Source organism: Variovorax stachyos (assembly GCF_051400855.1).
Classification (GTDB): domain Bacteria; phylum Pseudomonadota; class Gammaproteobacteria; order Burkholderiales; family Burkholderiaceae_C; genus Variovorax.
In genome coordinates this window covers 152,233-172,961 of record NZ_JBLFFN010000007.1, presented here as the reverse complement: position 1 = coordinate 172,961, position 20,729 = coordinate 152,233, and the positions used below count along the sequence as shown (strand labels likewise).

20 protein-coding genes are annotated in these 20,729 nt (G+C 68.8%); 13 read left to right on the top strand and 7 right to left on the bottom strand.

Annotation, left to right across the window (positions count from 1 at the left end; all coding sequences use genetic code 11):
- Positions 1–243 precede the first annotated feature (243 nt).
- The 9 genes from ACMGEZ_RS15185 (at position 244) to ACMGEZ_RS15145 (ending at position 4,913) form a co-directional block, all read left to right on the top strand.
- Positions 244–795 (top strand): hypothetical protein, encoded by a 552-nt coding sequence (locus ACMGEZ_RS15185; RefSeq protein ID WP_436823105.1) that lies wholly within the window; start codon positions 244–246, stop codon positions 793–795.
- 57 nt (positions 796–852) lie between these two features.
- A complete protein-coding gene (locus ACMGEZ_RS15180) occupies positions 853–1,341 on the top strand; it encodes a phasin family protein (protein ID WP_436823104.1) in 489 nt (162 codons plus the stop codon).
- Between the two features lie 15 nt (positions 1,342–1,356).
- Positions 1,357–1,989: a TetR/AcrR family transcriptional regulator gene (locus ACMGEZ_RS15175; RefSeq protein WP_436823103.1), complete on the top strand. Its 633-nt coding sequence runs from the start codon at positions 1,357–1,359 to the stop codon at positions 1,987–1,989.
- Positions 1,990–2,058: 69 nt separating this feature from the next.
- Positions 2,059–2,832, top strand: coding sequence for an esterase/lipase family protein (locus ACMGEZ_RS15170; protein WP_436823102.1), 774 nt, complete (start codon positions 2,059–2,061; stop codon positions 2,830–2,832).
- A gap of 53 nt (positions 2,833–2,885) precedes the next feature.
- A complete protein-coding gene (locus tag ACMGEZ_RS15165) occupies positions 2,886–3,161 on the top strand; it encodes a DUF2164 domain-containing protein (protein WP_436823101.1) in 276 nt (91 codons plus the stop codon).
- Between the two features lie 11 nt (positions 3,162–3,172).
- A complete protein-coding gene (locus ACMGEZ_RS15160; RefSeq protein ID WP_436823100.1) occupies positions 3,173–3,700 on the top strand; it encodes a hypothetical protein in 528 nt (175 codons plus the stop codon).
- A 121-nt stretch (positions 3,701–3,821) separates the two neighbouring features.
- Entirely contained in the window at positions 3,822–4,088 is a 267-nt protein-coding gene (locus ACMGEZ_RS15155) for an antitoxin (RefSeq protein WP_436823099.1), read from the top strand.
- A complete protein-coding gene (locus ACMGEZ_RS15150) occupies positions 4,085–4,501 on the top strand; it encodes a type II toxin-antitoxin system VapC family toxin (protein WP_436823098.1) in 417 nt (138 codons plus the stop codon). The genes ACMGEZ_RS15155 and ACMGEZ_RS15150 overlap by 4 nt, the downstream gene beginning before the upstream one ends.
- Positions 4,502–4,529: 28 nt before the next feature.
- A complete protein-coding gene (locus tag ACMGEZ_RS15145) occupies positions 4,530–4,913 on the top strand; it encodes a RidA family protein (RefSeq protein ID WP_436823097.1) in 384 nt (127 codons plus the stop codon).
- Between the two features lie 16 nt (positions 4,914–4,929).
- Here the strand turns inward: ACMGEZ_RS15145 and ACMGEZ_RS15140 are convergent, their stop codons facing one another.
- From ACMGEZ_RS15140 to ACMGEZ_RS15130, 3 genes are all read right to left on the bottom strand, one after another.
- Positions 4,930–8,151: a bifunctional cytochrome P450/NADPH--P450 reductase gene (locus ACMGEZ_RS15140; protein WP_436823096.1), complete on the bottom strand. Its 3,222-nt coding sequence runs from the start codon at positions 8,149–8,151 to the stop codon at positions 4,930–4,932.
- Between the two features lie 107 nt (positions 8,152–8,258).
- Positions 8,259–9,512, bottom strand: coding sequence for a branched-chain amino acid ABC transporter substrate-binding protein (locus ACMGEZ_RS15135; RefSeq protein ID WP_436823095.1), 1,254 nt, complete (start codon positions 9,510–9,512; stop codon positions 8,259–8,261).
- 53 nt (positions 9,513–9,565) lie between these two features.
- Positions 9,566–10,237 carry a TetR/AcrR family transcriptional regulator gene (locus ACMGEZ_RS15130; protein ID WP_436823094.1) on the bottom strand — a complete coding sequence of 224 codons (672 nt, stop codon included), beginning with the start codon at positions 10,235–10,237 and terminating at the stop codon, positions 9,566–9,568.
- A gap of 83 nt (positions 10,238–10,320) precedes the next feature.
- Between ACMGEZ_RS15130 and ACMGEZ_RS15125 the strand changes: the two genes are divergently transcribed.
- The 4 genes from ACMGEZ_RS15125 to ACMGEZ_RS15110 all read left to right on the top strand — a co-directional run bounded on the left by ACMGEZ_RS15125 (position 10,321) and on the right by ACMGEZ_RS15110 (position 17,137).
- Positions 10,321–11,934 carry an AMP-binding protein gene (locus ACMGEZ_RS15125; protein WP_436823281.1) on the top strand — a complete coding sequence of 538 codons (1,614 nt, stop codon included), beginning with the start codon at positions 10,321–10,323 and terminating at the stop codon, positions 11,932–11,934.
- Positions 11,935–11,945: 11 nt separating this feature from the next.
- On the top strand, positions 11,946–15,245 hold the full coding sequence (locus ACMGEZ_RS15120) for a carboxyl transferase domain-containing protein (protein WP_436823093.1): 3,300 nt from the start codon (positions 11,946–11,948) through the stop codon (positions 15,243–15,245).
- A gap of 73 nt (positions 15,246–15,318) precedes the next feature.
- Positions 15,319–16,602, top strand: a complete 1,284-nt coding sequence (locus tag ACMGEZ_RS15115; RefSeq protein WP_436823092.1) for an SGNH/GDSL hydrolase family protein — start codon at positions 15,319–15,321, stop codon at positions 16,600–16,602.
- 118 nt (positions 16,603–16,720) lie between these two features.
- A complete protein-coding gene (locus ACMGEZ_RS15110) occupies positions 16,721–17,137 on the top strand; it encodes a YXWGXW repeat-containing protein (protein WP_436823091.1) in 417 nt (138 codons plus the stop codon).
- Between the two features lie 78 nt (positions 17,138–17,215).
- Here ACMGEZ_RS15110 and ACMGEZ_RS15105 read toward each other — a convergent pair whose 3' ends face one another.
- The 4 genes from ACMGEZ_RS15105 to purU are packed head-to-tail and all read right to left on the bottom strand — an operon-like array spanning position 17,216 to position 20,698.
- On the bottom strand, positions 17,216–17,944 hold the full coding sequence (locus ACMGEZ_RS15105) for an LrgB family protein (protein WP_436823090.1): 729 nt from the start codon (positions 17,942–17,944) through the stop codon (positions 17,216–17,218).
- A gap of 3 nt (positions 17,945–17,947) precedes the next feature.
- Positions 17,948–18,307 carry a CidA/LrgA family protein gene (locus tag ACMGEZ_RS15100; RefSeq protein WP_436823089.1) on the bottom strand — a complete coding sequence of 120 codons (360 nt, stop codon included), beginning with the start codon at positions 18,305–18,307 and terminating at the stop codon, positions 17,948–17,950.
- 2 nt (positions 18,308–18,309) lie between these two features.
- Positions 18,310–19,815 carry an FAD-linked oxidase C-terminal domain-containing protein gene (locus ACMGEZ_RS15095; protein WP_436823088.1) on the bottom strand — a complete coding sequence of 502 codons (1,506 nt, stop codon included), beginning with the start codon at positions 19,813–19,815 and terminating at the stop codon, positions 18,310–18,312.
- 34 nt (positions 19,816–19,849) lie between these two features.
- On the bottom strand, positions 19,850–20,698 hold the full coding sequence (gene purU / locus ACMGEZ_RS15090; RefSeq protein ID WP_436823087.1) for a formyltetrahydrofolate deformylase: 849 nt from the start codon (positions 20,696–20,698) through the stop codon (positions 19,850–19,852).
- Positions 20,699–20,729: the final 31 nt, after the last annotated feature.

Sequence of the window (20,729 nt, the reverse complement as noted above, 5' to 3'; positions counted from 1 at the left end):
GGCGCGGATAGCGGGTAAGCCCGGGGCCCGGATGGGGCGAGCGGCGTCTCGCTCGTCGTAGCATCGCGGGGCCTTGAAGAACTTCGAAGAAATTGGGGCAGTTGGCCTAACTATCGGACGCTTCTAGTTTTCAGGGCCTAGGGCTTTGCGAAGAAGATGAGGTCATCGCGTCGGAACCATGACGCGAGCGATGGCGGGGTCGGTTCCCGGCGTCATGTCCAAATTCACTTCAAGGAAATCATCATGTCCACGCAAAACTTCTCCAGCGCCGCCGTCCACGTGGTCGGCCAGTACAACGAAGTCGGCAAGACCCTGGTCGGCGCCTACCGTGCCGGCGCCCATCGCCTGCTGAACGGCGCAGCTTCGCGCACCAGCGAGTTCCTCAATGCCCGCCAGCTGCCGCTGGTGAGCGAGACCCTCAAGGCCCGCCTGATCGGCGCGCAGGAGAAGGTCAACGGCTTCCTGGCCAACCGCCTCGACATCGACACCGGCCGTGTCGTCGCCGTGATGGACCGCATCGCCGGCACCACCACGAGCGGCATCGAATCGGTCGCCAACGTCGCCGGCCGCATCGAGTCGCCGCTGGGCAGCTCGGTGCTCCAGGCCCTGGGCAACCTGCACCAGCCGATCGCCGCCGTCTCGGTGCAGATCGCCGACCGCGTCGCCGCCGGTGCCAAGCAGATCGAAAGCCGCGTGGCGGGTACCTCTGACGAGGCAGCGCCGGTCAAGACCGTCAAGGCCAAGGCCCGCACGGCCGTGCGCCGCCCGGTGCGCACCGCGCGCAAGGCCGCCTGAGCGCAGGTGCCCTGGCCGCCCGGCCGCTTTCCCGATTGACCTGTCCTGGAGCAACGCATGGCGACTCGCCGCGATGAAACTGTCAGCGTGAAGAAGAAGGCGGCTGCGGCCGGCAAGAAGACGCTCCCGGCCAAGAAGACGGCGCTGCGCCAGAAGGCGGCCCCGGCGAAGAAGGTGGCCCCGGCGAAGAAAGTGGTCTCTGCGAAGAAGGCCGCGGCACCCGGCAAGCAGGCAGGCGCTCAGGGCCTGCTGCGTGCCGGCCTGAAGGCCTTGGGCAACGTGCGCGACGACGTCGTCAAGCGCCAGACCAATGTCATCGAAAACCTGCTGGGCCTCGGCCAGCCCAAGGGCGACGGGGCGCCGCGCGGCTTCGCGCTCGAGAGCTTCGGCATCCGCAAGTTCGAGGACGTGTTCGACCAGCGTGTCGCCACCGCCCTGCAACGCCTGGGCATGCCGACGGCGCAGGAGATCCAGGAACTGCGCGAGCAGATGAAGCGCCTGCTCGAACACCTGGAGCGCATCGAATCGGGACAGCGCAAGCGCTGATCGAACCCAGAGCCCGTGGCCAGCATCAACACGCGCGAACGCATCCTGCAGACCAGCCTGGCGCTGTTCAACGCGCAGGGGCTCGCCGCCGTGTCCACACACCGCATCGCGGCCGAGCTGGAGATGAGCCCCGGCAACCTGCACTACCACTTCAAGGCCAAGCAGTTGATCGTCGATCGCCTGTTCCGGCGCTTCGAGGAGCAGCTGGAACTGCTCAACGCCTCCTCGAATTCGGTGCGCGCGATCGACGACCTGTGGCTCGCGCTGCATCTGCGCTTCGAGGCCATCGACGCCTACCGCTTCGTCTACCGCGACATGGCCTTCCTGGCCGGCGAGTACCCGGCGCTGGGCCAGCGTGCGCAGGCCCTGACCGCGCACAACCTGCTGGCCGCGCAATCGCTGTGCGAGACCCTCCTGGCCGCGGGCGTCATCGAGGCGACGGCCGAGGAAGCTCAGATGCTGGCGCTGCAGATGGTCTTCACCACCACCTGCTGGCTCTCCTTCGAGCGGCTGGTGCCGGGGCGCGACGCGCTGCAGCAGGCCGACCCGGGGCTCGCGGCCTTCTACACGCTGACGCTGGTTTCGCCGTATGTTTCCCGCGAATCGAGGGCTTACCTCGATTACCTGCGTGGCAAATACCTCGGATAACCGGCACAGTCCCGCACACGAGGGGAACCGCGCGTACGCGCGCGATGACTCGGAACGAAGGAGAGATTCATGATGGCAGCCACCCGCGAACCGATCAAACCCCCTTCGCGCCTGCTGCTGCTGGCCGAAGGACGCGCCCTCTGGGAAGCCGGCGCGGCGCTGGCCCTATGGCCGCTGCTGCAGCTCACGCCGCGCGGCGACGGCCATCCCGTGCTGGTGCTGCCGGGCCTGGTGGCCAGCGACATGTCGACCAAGCTGCTGCGGCGCTATCTCGAGGGCCGCGGCTACGAGGCGCACGGCTGGGGCCTGGGCCGCAACCTCGGCCCGCGCGAGGGCATCGAGGACGGCATGACCGCCAAGCTCGAGGCCCTGCATGCCGAGAGCGGCCGCAAGGTCAGCCTGGTGGGCTGGAGCCTGGGCGGCGTCTATGCGCGCCTGCTCGCCGCCCGCCATCCGCAATGGGTGCGCAGCGTGGTCACGCTGGGCAGCCCCTTCACCGGCAGCGCGCGCGCCACGCATGCGTGGCGGGTCTACGAAGGCGTGAGCGGCCAGAGCGCGGAGGACCCGCGCCGCATGAAGCACGTGCGCCCCACGCCGCCGGTGCCCACCACCTCCATCTTCAGCCGCAGCGACGGCGTGGTCGCGTGGCGCTGCAGCGTGGAGGAGGCCGGGCCGCAATGCGAGAACATCGAGGTGATCGCCAGCCACCTCGGCCTGGGCGCGCATCCGGCCGTGCTCTATGCGCTGGCCGACCGGCTGGCGCAGGCCGAAGGGCAGTGGAAGCCTTTCGATCGCGGGCTGTGGGGACCGCTGGTCTACCCGGACCCGGGCCGGCCGGGGTAGGCTCGGCCTGATCCGCTCCCGAGCGCCTAGACGCACACCACACGCCGCACGACATGCCCATTGAACTGAACAAGGACGCCCGCTCGGAGGCCATCAAGTCGATCGAGCGCTATTTCCAGGAGAACATGGAAGAACGCATCGGGAACATCGCCGCCGGCGCGCTCCTGGGCTTCTTCGTCGAAGAGATCGGGCCGGTGATCTACAACCAGGCGGTCGCCGATGTTCAGGAGCGCCTGCAGGCGCGGATCTCGGAAATCGACATCGAGATCCACGAGGACGAGTTCCAGTACTGGCGAAAGTACGACAGCCAGCGCAAGCCGAAGAAGTGAGATCGCGAGCCATGCCACCCATCCGGGCCTGCGCATTGCCCGATCAGGCGCTGCTCGCAAGGTACACGCGCAGCGGCTATGCCGATTGCTACGCGACGGAAGTGGCTGGCGTCGTGTCGCAGGCGGCCTACGTCGAAGCGTTCTACACCGGTGCCGTCTTCAGGCTGGAAAGACTCCTGCTCGCGCGGCTCGCATCCAGGCCATCGACGGATGCAGAGGTGAGGCAGCTCGCTGCCGGCGTACGAGACAGCTTTTCCGCCTGGAAGGTGGAAGCGCGGACGGACGATCAACTGCTGATGTGCGATCTTGCCGGTCGCACGCGTTCGTGGCTGATGGTGGCGCAGGCGCCCGGCGGCAGCGGCGCGTCCTCCACGCGCCTGTACTTCGGCTCGGCCGTGGTGCCGGTGGTGGACAAGATGTCGGGCGAGGCCAGGATGGGCTTTCTCTTCAAGGCCCTGCTCGGCTTCCACAAGCTCTATTCCCGGGTCCTGCTGCATGCGGCACGCGCACGTCTCGCACGCGCTGCTCGCGCCGCTTGAGTGGCGCTGTCCCGCGCTGTCCGATCACGCCGGACGTTGGAGGACTGAAACGGGTGCTTGACACAGGAAACGCATGTAGATACATTGGTATCTACATCCAATTGGACGCTTGGAGTTGGCCATGCAGCAACCCACCGCAAAACTCTTCGCCACCGGCGGCAGCCAAGCCGTGCGCCTCCCCGCCGAGTTCCGCTTCGAAGGCACCAGCGAGGTCTACATCCGCCGTGATGAAAGTACCGGCGATGTCATTCTCTCCACCCGCTCGCCTGTGGACTGGGGCGCGTTCATGCGGCTGCGCGAGCAGTTGGGATCGTTGCCGCAGGACTTCCTGGCGGAACGAGAGCAGGGCGAACAGCAGCGGGATCCCTTCAAGGACTGGAAGGAATGACGCTCTACATGCTGGACACGAACGCGGCGAGTGAGGCGGTGCGCGGACATCCCGCTTTCGATTCCCGACTGCAGGCGCTGGCGCCCGGCCAATGGTGCATCTCGGCAGTGACCTGTTCCGAGATCCGCTATGGCGTGGCCAGGCGCCCCGAGGCCGTGCGCCTGCATCGCATGGTGGAAGAGTTCCTGCGCATCGTGCCCATACTGCCATGGGACGCCAAGGCGGCGAACCGGCACGGCGAACTTCGCGCGGATCTCAAAGCGCGCGGCACACCCATCGGTGACTTCGACGAGATGATTGCGGCCCATGCGCTCTCGCTCGGTGCCGTGGTGGTGACGGATAACACGCGGCACTTTGCGCGGGTGCCGAGCCTCGTGCTCGAAAACTGGCTGCGGCCATCGAGCGGCCACTAAGATTTTCTCGAACTCCGCAAGCCAGCCCATGACACGCAGACTCATCAGCTCCGGCTCGACCTTCGAGCAGGAGATCGGCTATTCCCGCGCCGTGGTGGACGACGAATGGGTGTTCGTCTCCGGCACCACCGGCTTCGACTACGCGACCATGACCATCGCCGAAGGCGTGGTCGAGCAGGCCGAGCAATGCCTGCGCAACATCGGCGCCGCGCTCGCCGAGGCCGGGGCTTCGTTCGCCGATGTGGTGCGCGTCACCTACGTGCTGCCCAAGGCGGACGACTTCCCCGCCTGCTGGCCCGTGCTGCGCAAGTACTTCGGCGAATCCAGGCCGGCCGCGATGATGATCTCGGCAGGCCTGGCAGACCCGCGCATGAAGATCGAGATCGAGGTCACCGCACGCAAGCGCGCCTGAGAGCCCTCTTCAGGCCTCAGTTGCCGGCCCACACGTCCAGCACGTAGCGCCTGTCGGCAATCATGCGTTCGAGCCAGGCATCGCCGTCCTGCCCATGCTCGCGCGCGATGTCCGACAGTGCCCTGCGCACATCAGGCTCCATGCGCGAGCCGTCACCACACACATAAATGATCGCGCCCTGCTCCAGCAGCCGCCAGACCTCGGCGCCCTGCTCGCGGATGTGATCCTGCACGTAGACCTTGCGCTCGCCGGCGCGCGAGAAGGCGGTGAAGAGCCGCACCACGCCGCGCTCGGCCCAGCCGTTCAGCTCGTCGGCATAGATGAAATCCTGCTCGGGATGGCGGCAGCCGAAGAAGAGCAGCGCCTCGCCGGGCGCCGTGCCCTTGGCGATCTGCGCCTCGCGCTCCTGCAGGAAGCCGCGAAAGGGCGCTAGGCCCGTGCCCGGCCCCACCATGATCAGCGGCCGCTGCGCGTCGTCCGGGAGCCGGAAGCCCTCCGCCGTGGTCTCGCGCACCACGCCGTGCACCAGCTCGCCGGACTCGGCGCGCGCCAGGTAGTTCGAGCACACGCCCTCGAACTTTCCCAGGCCCGAGCGCGCCGGCCCGGCCACCACGCCCACGGTGATGCTGCAACGGCCGCCATCGACCAGCGGCGAGGAGGAGATCGAGTAGTAGCGCAGCGAGAGCGGCGACAGCATTTCCAGGAAGAGCGCGAAGGGCGGCTGGCAGGCCGGGAATTCCTCCAGCAGGTCGAGCACCGACTTGCGCTTGTGCAGAACCTCGCTCCTGTAGAGCGCAGCCGAGGTCTCGTCGGCGCCCGACAGGGCCTCCATCTTGGGCCGCGTGAAGGGGCATTGCGTATGTGCCCCGAGCTGGGCGATCTGCTTGCGCGTGGCCACGTCCTGCAGCTCGACGTAGTCGCCCAGCAGCCGGTCCACCGCGATCACTTCGTCCACCGGCAGCGCGGCCTTGCGCCCCGGCGCGGCCTGCAGCCGCACATGGGCCTTGCGGTCGAAGCCGAAGCGCGCCATGGCACGCTCCACCTGCGCCGCGCCGTTGCGCGGCACCACGCTCAGGTGGTCGCCGGCGCGGTAGCTCACGCCTTCGGGCAATTGCAGCTCGAGGTGGCGCGTGGAGCGGTCCTGCGTGGGGTTGCCGCCGCTGCCTTGCAGCTCGCGGTTCTCGAGCACGCGCAAGCCCACTGCGCCCAGCGCATCGACCAGCGCGTTCTTCTGCGGCGGCGGCATCTCTTCCAGCGTGTAGAGCGGCTCGCTCTGCAAGGGCGCGGAGTCGGCGTCCTTCAGGTCGAAGACCTTCGCGAGCTGCGGCCACAGCGCATCGCTCCAGTCCTGGAAACTTCCGTCCATGTCCTCGCGCGCGTCGCCCTCGCCGCGCGCATGCACGCGCGTGGCGCCCAGCGCGGCCAGGCGCTCGTCGATGCGCCGCGGCACCGCCTGGTAGGTGGAGGCCCAGTCGGTATTGCCGCAGCCGAAGACGCTGAAGCGCACGCCATTGAGCGAATCGTCGGCGGTGTCGAGCCAGCGATGGAACTCGGCCGCGTTGTCCGGCGCCGTGCCGTTGTAGGAGGCCGAGACGATGGCGACCGCGCCGTTGGCGGGCAGCCGCTCGGCGTAGTCGTCCAGCGACGCGAGCTGGGTCGAATAGCCGCGCATCTCGCCGGCCTCGGCCAGCTGGCGCGCGAGGTCTTCCGCGGTGCCGAGGTTCGAGCCCTGCAGCACCAGCAGCGAGGTGCCGTGGCGCGCGGCCTGCGGCTTGGCCGCGAGGGGCCGCGGGGCTGCCGCCTGCACGGGTTGCGATGCGCTGAAATCGCCGCGCGCGCGCGTGGCCGGATCACGCGGCACCGCCCGGATCCTGAAGCCTTCCGGCTTGATCGTGAGCGCCTCGCGGATCTTGAGCTGGTAGCCCGTGTGGTCGACCAGGTCGAAGCGCTGCAGGATCATGCCCAGCGTGAGCACCGCTTCCTGCAGCGCGAACTGGCGCCCGATGCAGGCACGCTGCCCGTTGCCGAAGGGCTTGAAGGCGTTGAGCGGCCGCTCCCGCTCCGCCTCGCGGCTGAAATGGTCGGGGTTGAAGCGGTCGGCGTCCTCGCCCCACACCGCCTTGTCGCGGTGCAGCGCCAGCGCGTGCAGGATCACCATGTTGCGCCGCTTGATCGTGTACTGGCCGCCGATGGTCGTGTCTTCCTTCGCCGCCATCGCGACCGCCGGCGCCGTCGGGAACAGGCGCAGCGATTCCTTGAGCACCTGCAGCACGTACACCAGGCGGTTGACCTGCGCGTAGGTCGGCTTCACAGAGGGGTCGGGGCCGAACACCTGGTCGACCTCGGCCCGCGCCCTGGCCATCGCCTCGGGGTTGTTGAGCAGGAAGTAGATCGCGAAGGACAGCAGCCCGCTGGTGGTCTCGTGGCCCGCGATCAGGAACTCGATGCACTCGTCGCGGATCTGCCGGTCGTCCAGCCGCTCGCCGGTCTTCTTGTCGACGCCGGCGATCATGTAGCTCAGCAGGTCGGGCTTGGTCGCGATGTCGGCCCCGCTCTGGCGCCGCTCCTGGATGATGTCCTCCACCATCTTGTGCATGAAGCGGATGTCGTTGCGCTGCTGCGTCAGCTGCTTCTTCAGCATCAGCTCCTCGAGCGGGATGCCGCGCCGGTTCTGCACCGTCTCCAGCGTGCGCACCATCGCGTCGACGAAGGGATGGAAGCCTTCGCGGTAGAAGGAGTTGAAGCGGTAGCCGAAGCCGCACAGGCCGATGGTGTCGAGCGTGAGCGCGGTCATGTCGCGCACCACGTCGACCTCCTCGTCGAAGTTCAGGCGCTCCCACTTGGTCACCAGCTGCTCGGCGATGTCCAGCATCATCGGGTGATAGGCCTGCATCGCACGCTGGCTGAAGTTGGCCAGCAGGATGTTGTGCGGCTTGGACCAGGTCGACTCGTGGGTGTCGGAGGTGAAGAGCCCATGCGAGAGCGCGCGCAGCCGGCGCAGCGTGCCCTTGGTGCTCTTGTCGAAGCGCTTCTCGTCGCACAGCTCGTCGACCAGCGCGGCCGAGGACACCACGATCACGGGCATGCCCGGCATGTCCAGCCAGTAGATCGGGCCCAGCTCCTGCGCGATCCTCCACATGTCGAGCACCGGAGACTCGGAGCCGATCGACAGGATGTTGCCGACGAAAGGCTTCCTCGCGGGGTGCGGGATCGGATAGAGCGGGTTCTTGCCTGCCATGGTGTTCCTCGACCTCCTGGTCAGCCCTTTGCGAGCGACATCGCAGTATCTCGATGCCGCTGCGCGCGGCAGGCAGGGCTATCCCTTAGCGCAAAGGGATCAGGCGATCAGGACGCGGGCCGGACCATCTTGCACTCCGTGCCCTGTGCCAGCTCGTTGCCGGTATAGACGGCGTCGGTGCGAAAGCCGTAGTTCGTGCCTTCCCAGCCCACCTTCACCGCCTTGCCGTCCACCGGCGCGATGGTGTTGACCACCTGGGGCAGCAACAGCTGGTGGTCCTCGGCGCGCATGCGCACGGGGCCGACCACCGAATCGAAGCTCATGTCTTCCATCGCGCGCGCCACCTTCGTGGTGTCGGTGCTGCCGGCCTTGTTGATGGCGGCAGCCAGCAGCCGCGGTGTGAGCTCGATGCGCGGCGCCAGGAAATCCTTGCTCGTCTTGGCCTTGTAGGCCTTGGCCAGCGCATCGGCCTTCGGCCGGTCGGCCTGGCCCGGATGCCATTCGGCCACCCAGGTGAGCTTGCCCAGCTTGGCCTGCGACACCGCCAGCACCGTGCCGGGCACCGAGCCCGCGCTGTGGTTGAAGTAGTGCAGGTCGTAGCCCGCATCGCCCGCGGCCTTGAGCAGCAGCGTCATGTCCTGCCCCCAGTTGCCGGTGATCACCGAATCGGCGCCGGACTGGCGCACGTTCGCGAGGTAAGGCGCGAAGTCCTTCACGCGCCCGATGGGGTGCAGCGTTTCGCCCACGAACTGGATGTCGGGCCGCGCCAGCCCGACCATCTGCCGGCCGTAGCCGGCCCATTGCTTGCCATGTGCGTAGTCCTGGTTGAGCAGGTAGACCTTCTTGATCTCGGGCGTCTTCTTGATGTAGTTGGCCAGCGCCTTCATCTTCATCGCGGTGTTGGCCTCGGTCTGGAAATGCCAGAAGCTGCAGGCCTTGCCCGTCATCTCGGGATCGATCGAGGAGTGGTTGAGCACGATCAGCTCCTTGCCCGGGTTGCGCTGGTTCCAGCGGTTGACCGACTGCACCAGCGCCGTCACCACCGAGGAGCCCGAGCCGCCGGTCACGATGGCCTGGGCACCCTGGTCGATCGCGGCCTGCAGCGCGCTCTGGCTTTCCTGCGCCGAGAGCTTGCTGTCGAACTGCAGCAGCTGCAGCTTGGTGCCGCCGAGCACGCCGCCCTTGGCGTTGATGTCCTCGATCGCGTACTGCGTGTGCGTGAGCATCAGCTCGCCGACGTTCGCGAAGGGCCCCGAGAGCGGGTCGATGTAGGCGATCTTGTAGGTCTGCTGGGCTTGTGCGGCGCCGGCGGCGAGCACCGCGGCGGCGGCCAGCGGCGCGAACGCGAAAGTGGACTTCATGGCTTGTCTCTGGAAGTTGGAGAAGGAACGAAAGGGAAGGGCGCGAGGACCGGTCAGCCGCCGCGCTCGCGCAGGCCCAGCACGCGCCACGAGAGCTGCACCAGCTCGGCCACCACCTCGTCGGGCGAGAGCCGGCCCTCGGGCCGGTACCAGCTGTAGAGGAAGCCGGGCAGGCTGAGCGCGGCCAGCGCGGTGATCTTGGTTTCGCGGAAGTCCAGGTCGCCATCGCGCCGCGCTTCCTCGAGCAGAGGGCAGAGCCGGTCGTAGAAGTGATGCGCCAGCTTCTTCTGCGCCGCGATGTACTCGGGGCGGTAGACCTGGGGTTCGCGGTACGGAAAGAAGGCGCAGGGATGATGGGCCACCGTGGCGCGGATCAGGCGCTCGATGCCTTCCTTCACCTTCTCGACCGCAGGCCGCGGATCGCCCTCGGCGAAATCCAGCGCGGTGAAGCAGTCGACCGCCGGCTGCCACGAGAGCGTCTCGAAGATCTCCTGCTTGTCGCGGAAGTAGTAGTAGACGAAGGGCTTGGTGACGTCGAGCGCGCGCACGATCTGCGCCATGGTGGTGTTGGCATAGCCCTGCGCGGCGAAGAGCTGCGCGGCGGCCTGCAGGATGCGCTCGCGTTGGACGTCGGTGCCCGCGGTGGCCGCGCGCTGGCGGCCGGTGCCTTGCGGCAGGTCGGTGCGCCCAGAGGGTTTGTGCGGTGTCGCCGAAGTTATACCCATGGGTAGGATTGTTGGAGCACCATGGGGGCTTGGCAAGCGGCCAGTCCTATCGATAACCCTGTGAGAGTGACGCCATGGAGACAATGACCCAGCTCCCCGATCGCCCCGAGCAGCCCCTGCACGAGTACCTGCGCGCACATGCGCGCGAGCGCGGCAACCATCCTGCCTGCATCTGGTACGGCCATGCGATGAGCTATGCCGAGCTCGATGCCGCGAGCGATGCCTTCGCGGCGCGGCTGCAGGCGATCGGCGTGGAGAAGGGCGACCCGGTCGTGCTCTTCCTCAACAACTGCCCGCAGTACCTGGCGGCGCACTACGGCATTCAGAAGATCGGCGCGATCGTGTGCCCCAGCGGCCCGCTCAACAAGGAGCACGAGCTGGCCTACCAGGTCAACGACCTGAGCGCGCGGGTGATCGTCGCGGCCTCCTCGCTGCTGCCGGTGGTGGACAAGGTGCGTGCCCGGAGTGCGCTGGCGCACGTGTTCGTCGTGCACTACGCCGACCTGCTGCCGCAGGCGCCCACGCTCGACATCCCGGCCGACCTGGGCGCGGCACAGCGCGAGCCGCGTGTGGTGCCCGAGGGCTGCGAAGACTTCCTGGCCGTCATGAAGAGCGGCGCTTGCCCCGCGCCTGTCGCCTTGTCGATGGACGACGTGGCGCTGATGACCTACACCTCCGGCACCACCGGCCTGCCCAAGGGCGCGATGCTGAGCTACGGCAATGCGCTCTTCAAGACACGCGCCGCGGCCGACTGCAACGGCGTGGCTGCGAGCGACGTGCTGCTGTCCATCGCGCCGCTCTATCACATCGCGGGCATGCTGATGGGCGTCAACGTGCCGGTACTCACCGGCGCCACCTCGGTGCTGCTGCACCGCTTCGAGCCGCGCGCGGTGCTCCAGGCCATCGAGCGCTATCGCGTCAGCTGGTGGTACAGCATTGCGCCGATGAACGTGGCCTGCATGCAGGTGGAGGGCATCGGCGGCTTCGACCTGTCCAGCCTGCGAATGAACCCGGTCACCAGCTTCGGCATCACCTTCACCGAGCCCTTGGCCGCACAGTGGCGCGGCTTTGCGAAGAACTGCGTGTCCTTCGAGGCGGCCTATGGCTTGTCGGAGACCCACACCTGCGACACCTACACGCCGCACCATGCGCCGCGCTGGGGCACCCAGGGGATCGCGGTGCCGGGCGTCACCATCCGGATCATCGACCCCGACACCGGCGCGGACCGGCCCGTGGGCGAGATCGGCGAGATCGTGCTCACCAGCCCCGGCAGCTTCAAGGGCTACTGGAACAAGCCGGAAGCGACCGCCGCGACGCTGCGCAACGGCTGGGTGCACACCGGCGACATGGGCAAGCTCGACACCGACGGCTACCTGACCTTCATCGGCCGCTTCAAGGAAATGATCAAGGTCTCCGGCTACAGCGTCTTCCCCGAGGAGGTCGAGACCATCCTCATCAAGCACCCTGCCGTGGCGCAGGCGGCGGTGATCGCCGAGCCCGACGCGGAGAAGGGCGAGGTGGTCAAGGCCTTCATCGTGCGCAAGCCCGGCGCCGCGCTCGAGGCCGACGCGCTGGTGGCCTGGGCGCGCGAGAACATGGCGCCCTACAAGGCGCCGCGCACGGTGCGCTTCATCGATGCGCTGCCCACCACGGGCGCGGGCAAGGTGCTGCGCCGGTTGTTGAAAGACCACCCCTGAAAGGCCGCCCGTTGTTCAAGAAGATCCTTGTGGCCAACCGCGGCGAGATCGCGGTGCGGCTGGTGCGCGCGCTGCGCGATCTCGGCATCGCGAGCGTGGCGGTTCATGCGAAGGACGATGCCGCGGCCCTGCATGTGCAGCTTGCCGACACGGCGGTTCCGCTCGGCCTCACCGGGCCTGCCGCCTACCTCGACAGCGCCGCGCTGATCGAGATCGCGCGTGCCGAGGGCTGCGATGCGGTGCATCCGGGCTACGGCTTTCTCAGCGAACGCGCCGATTTCGCGCAGGCCTGTGCGGATGCCGGCTTGTGCTTCATCGGCCCCACGCCGGAGCAGCTCGCGCTCTTCGGCGACAAGGCGCGCGCCCGCGCGCTGGCGCAGCAATGCGACGTGCCCGTCATGCCGGGCAGCGCCGGGGCCGTGACGCTCGCCCAGGCGCAGGCGTTCTTCGCCACGCAGCAGGCGGACGCGGCAGGAATCATGGTCAAGGCCATCGGCGGCGGCGGAGGCCGCGGCATGCGCGCCGTGCTGAGTGCGTCCGATCTGCCGGAAGCGCATGCGCGCTGCATGTCCGAGGCCAAGGCGGCCTTCGGCGTCGACGGCGTGTACGTCGAGCGGCTGATGCGCCATGCGCGCCACATCGAGATCCAGGTGCTGGGCGATGGCCGCGCGGTCGCGAGCCTGGGCGAGCGCGAATGCACGCTGCAGCGGCGCTTCCAGAAGCTGGTCGAGATCGCGCCCAGCCCCTCGCTGCCGCCGGCCTTGCGCGAGCGCCTGACGCAGGCCGCGCTGCGGATGGCGAAGGCCGTGGGCTACCGCGGCCTGGGCACCTTCGAATTCCTGGTGGATGAAAAATCGACGAGCCTGCCCTTCGTCTTCATCGAGGCCAATGCGCGGCTGCAGGTCGAGCACACGGTGACGGAGGCGGTCACCGGGCTCGACCTGGTGCAGCTGCAGATCGGCGTCGCTGCGGGACGGCGGCTGGACGAACTGGGCATCGAAGCCGATCGCAGTGCGGTGCAACGCGGCTTTGCGGTGCAGTGGCGTCTCAACGCCGAGACGCTCGATACGCAGGGCCAGGCGCGCCCGGCCGGCGGCGCGCTGTCGCGCTTCGACCTGCCGGCCGGCCCCGGCGTGCGCGTCGACACCCACGGCTACACGGGCCTCGCGCCCTCGCCGCACTACGACACGCTGCTGGCCAAGCTGATCGTGCATGCCGCCTCGCCTCGCTTCGACGACGTGCTGCGACGTTCGTTGCGAGCGCTGGAGGAATGCCGCATCGAGGGCATCGCGACCAACCTTGCGCTGTTGCGCGCCATCGGCGAGCGGCCCGAGTTCGCGACGCAGAAGCTGCATACCCGCTTCGTCGAGGAGCATCTGTCGGACCTGCTGGCCGCGGCCTCGCGCATCGATGCCACCGCTGCCGACGCGGCCCATCCGCACGCGGTCGAGCCGAAGGCCATGCCGCCGGAGGAGGACGAGGGCGGCCTGGTGGTCAAGGCCCCGATGCCGGCGCGCCTGGTGCAGTTCGAAGTCGAGGTGGGCGACGTGCTGCCGGCCGGTGCACAGCTGGGCGTGCTCGAGGCGATGAAGATGGAGCATCTGCTGCATGCGCCCGCTGCCGGCCGCGTGGTCGCGCTGCTGGCCGCGCCCGGCGACTACCTGGTCGAAGGCCAATCGCTGCTGCGGCTCGAGCCGGTGGACGCGCAGGCCGCCGAGGCCGAGGCGCACGCCGAACAGGACCTCGATGCGATCCGGCCGGACCTGCAGAAGGTGATCGATCGCCATGCCTCCACGCTCGACGCCAACCGCGGCGCAGCGGTCGCAAAGCGCCAGGCCCAGGGCGGCCGCACAGCGCGCGCCAATATCGCCGACCTCTGCAATCTGGCCGAGGAGCCGGGCAACTTCAACGAGTACGGTGCGCTCGCGATCGCGGCGCAGACGCGGCGCCGCACGCTCGAGGACCTGATCGCCAACACGCCGGCCGACGGCATGGTGACCGGCATCGGCAGCATCAACGCGAAGCAGTTCGGCCCCGAGAAGTCGCGCTGCGTGGTCATGGCCTACGACTACACCGTGCTGGCCGGCACGCAGGGCCTGCGCAACCACCAGAAGACCGATCGCATGCTCGGCATCGCGCACCGGCTGAAGCTGCCCGTGGTGCTGTTCGCCGAAGGCGGGGGCGGGCGGCCGGGCGACACCGACATGCCGATCGTCGCGGGGCTCAACAACCACACCTTCACGCAGTTCGCGGCGCTTTCGGGCCATGTGCCGGTGGTCGGCATCGTGCATGGGCGCTGCTTTGCGGGCAACGCAGCGCTGCTGGGCTGCGCCGACGTGATCATCGCCACCGAGGCCAGCAACATCGGCATGAGCGGGCCGGCCATGATCGAGGGTGGCGGGCTCGGCACCTATTCGCCGGAGCAGATCGGACCCAGCGGCGTGCAGTCGCGCAATGGCGTGATCGACATCCTCGTGAAGGACGAGGCTGCGGCGGTGGCGGCGGCGAAGCAGTACCTCTCGTACTTCCAGGGCCCGACGCCCGGCTGGCAGTGCGCCGATCCGCGCGCACTGCGCCATGTGGTGCCCGAGAACCGGCTGCGCGTGTACGACGTGCGCGCTGCAATGCGCGGCGTGGCCGATAGCGGCTCGCTGCTGGAGCTGCGCGCCGGCTTCGGCGCCGGCATCGTCACCGCATTGGCGCGGATCGAAGGCAGGCCGGTCGGCCTGCTTGCGAACAACCCGCACCACCTCGGCGGCGCGATCGATGCCGAGGCCGCCGACAAGGCCGCGCGCTTCATGCAGCTGTGCAACGCGCACGGGCTGCCGCTGATCGCGCTGTGCGACACGCCGGGCTTCATGGTGGGCCCGGAGATCGAGGCGCAGGCTCAGGTGCGCCATGTGTGCCGCATGTTCATGGTGGCCTCGCACCTGCGCGTGCCCTACTTCGCAGTGGTGCTGCGCAAGGGCTACGGACTGGGCGCGCAGGCGATGACGGCCGGCGGCTTCGACGCGCCGGTCTTCACCGTGGCCTGGCCCACCGGCGAGTTCGGTGCGATGGGGCTGGAAGGCGCGGTGCGGCTGGGCTTTCGCAAGGAGCTCGAGGCCGCGGCCGAGGGACCCGAGCGCGATGCCTTGTTCAAGAAGCTGGTGGCGCAACAGTATGCGAACGGCGAGGCGATCCACATGGCGCAGACGCTCGAGATCGACGCGGTGATCGACCCGGCCGACACGCGCGCCTGGCTGGTGCGCGGGCTGGCCTCCGCGACGGTGACGCCGCGGCCGGCCGCGCCATTCGTCGATACCTGGTAGTCCTCACGGGTCTGCGTCCGACACGCCGGTGCGCGGGGGCGTGCGTAAACTGCCCCGCTTGCGCACGGACCTGTTGACACGACGACGATTCGCCCAGGCCGGGCTCGCGGGCTGCGCGGGCCTGGCGCTGCCGGGCATCCTTGCGCTACCCCTCCACGCGCAGCCGAAACCGGCGCAGGCACCGCGCTGGGCCGCGAGCTGGGCCGCTGCGCCGCTCGACTACGTGCCGGCGCCCCTGTTTCCCGGCTTGCCGGCACTGCCCTTCAGGCCGCAGCGCTTCGAGGGGCAGAGCCTGCGCCAGCTGATGGCATCGGCCCTGGCCGGCGACCGCGTGCGTGTGCGCTTCTCGAATCTGTTCGGACGCCAGCCGCTGCGCATCATGGAGGCCAGCGTGGGGCTGGCCGCCGGTGCCGACGCGGTGGCGCCGGCCACGCTGCAGCGGCTGCGGTTCGCCGGACGGCCCGGCATCACGATCGCGCCCGGCCGTGAGGTCTGGAGCGATGGTGCACCGCTTGCCATCCCTTCGGGCCAGACGGTGGCCGTCAGCTACCTGGTGGAGGCCGGCACCCCCTTCGGCACCGTGCATCCGCTGGGCGCGACGGTGATGACGCCAGGCGCTGCGGTCATGCGTGCGAACTGGCGCGGAGCCACCCCTTCGCCCGTCGCACACATCGTGACCGGTCTCGATGTCGCCGTGCAGGCCACGCCGCGCGTGGTGGTGGCCTTCGGCGATTCGATCACGCAGGGCACCGGCAACGGCGAGGTCTTGCCGGCGAGCTACCCGGACCGGCTGACCCAGCGCCTGCGCGAGCAGACGGGCCTGCAGGGCGGCTTCGCGGTGATCAATGCCGGCATCGGCGGCAACCGGCTGCTCGTGGACGGAACCGGCCCTCGCGGCGTCGATCGCTTCCGGCGCGATGCGCTGGGGCAGAGCGGCGTGACGCATGTGCTGATCCTGATCGGCATCAACGACCTCGGCGTCAGCCTGCCGGCCGCAATGCAGGGGCTGTCGCCGGCCTTCAGGCCGCCGAGTGCCGAGCAGCTGGCGGCCGGATTGCAGCAGCTGACAGGGCAGGCACGCGAGCGGCGTGTGAAGGTGCTGCTGGGCACGATCACGCCCTTCAAGGGCGCTGGCTATTGGAGCGAGGAGAAGGAACTTCGCCGGCAGGCCCTGAACCGCTGGATCCGCGGCCGCCAGGACGTCGATGCGGTGGTGGATTTCGACCAGGCGCTGCGCAATCCCGCCGATGCGGCCGCCATGAACCCGCTGTACGACAGCGGCGACCATCTGCATCCGGGTCCTGCGGGCTATGCAGCCATGGGCGATGCCATCGACCTGCGCGAGCTGACCGAATAGCGCTGTGGGGTTGCAACAAAAAGCGACAGGCGTTTACAAAAGTGTGCGGGCGGGGCTTACACGCGCTTCACCTTGCGCGGGGAGGATGAAGGCTCCAACAACTCATGAGGGCTTCCCCATGAAAAAACTCGCGATTTCTCTTGCCGTAGGCGCCGCCTCGATGCTTTCACTGGGCACTGCGGTGATGGTGCCCACGACCGCGCAGGCTCAGCCTGCGGTCATCATCCAGAGCCCACCGCCGCCGCCGCGCTCCGAGCGCATGCCGCCGCCCCGCCGGGGCTATGTGTGGGTGCCGGGCCACTACGAGTGGCAACGCGGGCGCCATGTCTGGGTGCGCGGCACCTGGGTCCGCGCCCGGCCGGGCTATGCCTACCGTGCGCCGGAATGGCGTGAGCGCGACGGGCGCTGGGAATACAACCGTGGTCGCTGGGACCGCGATCGCGACGGCGTGCCGAACCGCTACGACCGTGACCGCGACAACGACGGCGTGCCCAACCGCCGCGACGATCGGCCCAACAATCCGAACCGCAGCTGATGCAACTCACAAGGAAACGCCCGCGACGCGGGCGTTTTTTCTTCCGGCGAAGCATTCAGCGAAGCATCATCGAAGCATTCAGCGAAGGATGCTGAAGACCAGCGGCATCAGCAGCGCTGCCAGCACCACCTGCATCCCCAACGCGAGTCCCGCGTAGGCCCCCGCGTCCGCATCGACGTGCAGGGCGCGCGCGGCGCCGATGCCGTGGGCGGTGGTGCCGAGCGCGAAGCCGCGCGCCGCAAAGCCGGTGGGGCCGGTGCCGATGCGCAGGGCATCGAACAGGTACTTGCCCGAGAGCGCGCCGATCATGCCGGTCAGCACCGCGAACACCGCCGACAGCGCCGGGATGCCGCCGATCTTCTCGGAGATGCCCATCGCCACCGGGGCGGTGACCGACTTGGGCGCCAGCGAAAGCACCACGTCGTGCGGCAGCGCCACGGCCCAGGCCAGGACCACGGCCGATGCGCTCGCGGCAACGCCGCCCAGCAGCGCCGCCAGCAGCAGCCGGCCGAAGCGCGCCTTGAGCTCGGCGCGCCGCTGCCACAGCGGCCAGGCCAGCGCGACCACCGCGGGGCCGAGCAGGAAATGGATGAACTGGGCGCCTGCGAAATAGCTCGGGTAGTCCACGCCGGTCGCCAGCAGGCCGCCGGCCAGCGCGACCACCGACCACAGCACCGGATTGGCCCAGGGCGCGCTGCCCAGCCGCGCGTAGGCAGCGTTCGCGAGCAGGTAGGTCACCAGCGTGGCCGTCAGGCCGAAGAGCGGCGTGGCCGAGAGATAGATCCACAGTTCGACGAAGCGGGGCATGGGTCAGCGCTCCTTCTCGCGCCTGCGCTTGCGATCGGGCCAGTAGAGCACCGTGGCCGTCACGGCCAGTCCGATCCAGGTGGACAGCACGATCACGAGCAGCATGCGGCCGCCATATTGCGCGAGCAGCGCGAGGTGCGTCATCACGCCCACGCCGACGGGGATGAAGAGCAGCGACAGGTGCGAGAGCAAGAAGTTGGCGCATTCCGCCACCGGCTCGCGCACGGGCTCGAAACTGAGCGCGGCGAGCAGCAGCACCAGGCCCAGCACCGGCCCGGGCAGCGGAAGAGAAAGCCCTCGCGACAGCAGCTCGCCGATCGATTGCAGGACCAGAAGCCAGGCCAGGCCGCGCAGTCCCTTCATCGTCAGAAGCGGGGCAGTTCTGCGTGCGGCATCGGCTGTCCTGCGCGGAACACCTGCTTGCCGTACTCGGCGCAGCGCTGCAGCGTCGGGATGGTCTTGCCCGGATTGAGCAGGCCCGCGGGGTCGAAGGCGCGCTTGACGCCGAACATCTGCTCGTTCTCCTCGGCCGTGAACTGCACGCACATGCTGTTGAGCTTCTCCACGCCTACGCCGTGCTCGCCCGAGACGGTCCCGCCCATGGCGACGCTGGTCTCGAGGATGTCGGCGCCGAAGAGCTCGCAGCGGTGCAGCTCGTCGGGGTCGTTGGCGTCGAAGAGCACCAGCGGATGCAGGTTGCCGTCCCCCGCGTGGAACACGTTGCAGCAGCGCAGGCCGTACTTCTTCTCCATCTGCTGGATCGCCAGCAGGATGTCGGCCAGGCGCTTGCGCGGAATGGTCGAGTCGAGGCACATGTAGTCGGGGCTGATGCGGCCCGAGGCCGGGAAGGCGTTCTTGCGGCCGCTCCAGAATTTCAGGCGCTCCTCCTCGCTGGTGCTCACCGAGATTGCGGTCGCGCCCGCGGCCCGCAGCACCTCGCTCATGCGGCCGATCTCTTCCTCCACCTCTTCCGGCGTGCCGTCGGATTCGCACAGCAGGATGGCTGCGGCCTCCAGGTCGTAGCCGGCGCGCACGAAGTCCTCGACCGCGGCCGTCATGGGCTTGTCCATCATCTCGAGGCCGGCCGGGATGATGCCTGCCGCGATCACCGCGGCCACCGCGTCGCCGGCTTTGCGCACGTCGTCGAAGCTGGCCATGATGCAGCGCGCCAATTGCGGCTTGGGCACCAGCTTGACGGTCACTTCGGTGGTGACGGCCAGCATGCCTTCGCTGCCGACCACCAGGGCCAGCAGGTCGAGCCCGGCGCAGTCCAGCGCCTCGCTGCCGAACTCGACTGCCTCGCCCTCGGCAGTGAAGCCCCGCACGCGCAGCACGTTGTGCAGGGTCAGGCCGTACTTGAGGCAGTGCACGCCGCCCGAGTTCTCGGCCACGTTGCCGCCGATGGTGCAGGCGATCTGGCTCGAGGGGTCCGGGGCGTAATAGAGATTGAAAGGCGCGGCCGCTTCGCTGATCGCCAGGTTGCGCACGCCGCACTGGACCACCGCGGTGCGGCTGACCGGATCGACCTTCAGGATGTTGTTGAACTTGGCGAGCGACAGCGTGACGCCCATCGCATGCGGCATCGCGCCGCCCGAGAGCCCGGTGCCGGCGCCGCGCGCCACCACCGGCACGCCGAGCGCGTGGCAGGTCTGGAGCACCGCCTGCACCTGCGCCTCGGTCTCGGGCAGGGCCACCGCCAGTGGGCGCTGGCGATAGGCAGTGAGGCCGTCGCATTCGTAGGGCGTGGTGTCCTCGGGCTGCCAGATCAGCGCATGGGCGGGCAGGCGGGCCTGCAGCGCCCGGACCACCTCGGCCTGGCGTTCGGAAGCCTGCAGCAGCTCGCGCTGGGTCGTCGTCGTGGGCGCGTTCATGGACCCGACTCTACGGCAAGGGCCGCGCCGCGCGCTACCTGAAGACGACCGTGCGGTGCCCGTTGAGCAGCACCCGGTGTTCGCTGTGCCACTTCACGGCGCGGGCCAGCACCTGCGTCTCGGTGTCGCGGCCGCGGGCGGTGAGGTCCTCGACGGTGTCGGTGTGGTCGGAGCGCTCCACGTCCTGCTCGATGATCGGGCCCTCGTCGAGGTCGGCCGTCACGTAGTGGGCGGTGGCGCCGATCAGCTTCACGCCGCGGTCGTGCGCCTGGTAGTAGGGCTTGGCGCCCTTGAAGCTGGGCAGGAAGGAGTGGTGGATGTTGATCGCGCGGCCGGCGAGCTGCGTGCACAGCTCGTTGCTGAGGATCTGCATGTAGCGCGCCAGCACCACCAGCTCGGCGCCCTCGGCCTCGATGATCTCCAACTGCTTGGCCTCGGCCTGGGCCTTGGTGGCGGCCGTCACCGGGATGTGGTGGAAAGGCACGTTGTAGCTGGCGGCCAGCTGGTAGAAGTCGCGGTGGTTCGAGATGATGGCGCGCACGTCGATCGAGAGCAGGCCGCTCTTCCAGCGGAACAGCAGGTCGTTGAGGCAGTGGCCTTCCTTGCTGACGAGGATCACCGTCTTCATCGGCTCGGCCGCCACGTGCAGCTTCCAGCGCATGCCGAAGCTCGTAGCCAGGCCGCCGATCTGCTCGCGCAGCGCCGCTTCGCCATGGTCGGCGCAGGCGAAGCGCACGCGCATGAAGAACAGGCCCGTGCCGTGGTCGTTGTACTGCGCCGCTTCTTCGATGTTGCCGCCGCGCTCGAGCAGGAAGCCGGACACGGCGTGGACGATGCCGGTGCGGTCGGGGCAGGAAAGGGTGAGGATGTACGCGGGGGTCATAAGGGCCAGGATTGTCGCAGGGCTGCCGAAG